Source organism: Bacteroides rodentium JCM 16496 (assembly GCF_000614125.1).
GTDB classification, from domain to species: Bacteria; Bacteroidota; Bacteroidia; order Bacteroidales; family Bacteroidaceae; genus Bacteroides; species Bacteroides rodentium.
In genome coordinates this window covers 1-1027 of sequence record NZ_BAKJ01000142.1, presented here as the reverse complement: position 1 = coordinate 1027, position 1027 = coordinate 1, and the positions used below count along the sequence as shown (strand labels likewise).

The 1027-nt window shown below is 35.9% G+C and carries 1 protein-coding gene; it reads right to left on the bottom strand.

The window, feature by feature from the left end:
• Positions 1-255 precede the first annotated feature (255 nt).
• Complete coding sequence (locus tag JCM16496_RS21145; RefSeq protein ID WP_025836441.1) at positions 256-867, bottom strand: hypothetical protein; 612 nt, start codon at positions 865-867, stop codon at positions 256-258.
• Positions 868-1027: the final 160 nt, after the last annotated feature.

Below are 1027 nucleotides of genomic sequence, written 5' to 3'. Positions count from 1 at the left end.
CCTGGCAAATTTAAACAATTATATTGAATATCAGTGATTCCCTTATTCAAATCTTTCGTTAAATTGCCGTGGGCGTCGTAGGCGTACTCATTGGCTTACGCAAGCGTAGCGAAGAATCTCTTCCCTATGTGTATATAAACTAAATATCAACATTTACTTATTATCTTGGGCATAAGTGACAGGAACTCAGAAATAAAAATCCCTGCTCATGCACAAAGGCACAAGCAGGTAATCTATAAAGCTAACAAGAGATAATCAATACCAAGAATCTATCCGGGTACCGACTCTCTCCGGATGGAAGATATCCAATAAAACCGTCATTGTCTCCTGGTCAAATATGTAACCGACATCCGTATCCAGATAGCTACAGAAATCACGAAGAAGCTGTTCTAGAAAGACCATATCAATCTTACGCTGTTTTGCAAACCAAAAGGTTATGCGACCTAAGTATTCTGGAAGAGTACGTTTGGGAATAAGAACGGTTCCATCCTCTTCAAAAACAAAAGCATAATAATTATTACTAATTTCAGCAGAATATTTATATTTCTTTTTCAGCATAAGACAACCAGCAGGAAAACTCAACCAACTGACATAATTCAAGAGGTTTTCTACATTAAAATCTTTACGCAAAGGCTCAAACGTACCGCATTTATCAGGTATAAGAAGACCATCTTTATATTCTACAAAGAATTGTACTATCCGTTTGGAAATCTCTGTGCTTCCCATTCCTTGAATAGATTCGCAAAACACATCACATTCTTTTTCCGTAAAGTTCCAATCCTTCATAAATTCCACATAACGAGCATCTGTAGGATTCTCACGTACTTCTATCTGTAAACAGATATTCTTATAATCAAAATTTCCCATATTGATATTTATTGAGGTCCTATATCTTTTCTTCTCACTATCTCAGAATCCTTGATATTGCCGGAAACATGAGTATTTTCACCCGTAATAATCTCAAACTTCTTACCTTCTTTTTCAGCAATTTGACGTTCTCCACGAATCTGCTTAGTATTACTCAAAA

Excerpts from the sequence above, each read along its gene's own strand:
- JCM16496_RS21145 (WP_025836441.1), bottom strand. The coding sequence starts at position 867 with ATGGGAAATTTTGATTATAAGAATATCTGTTTACAGATAGAAGTACGT.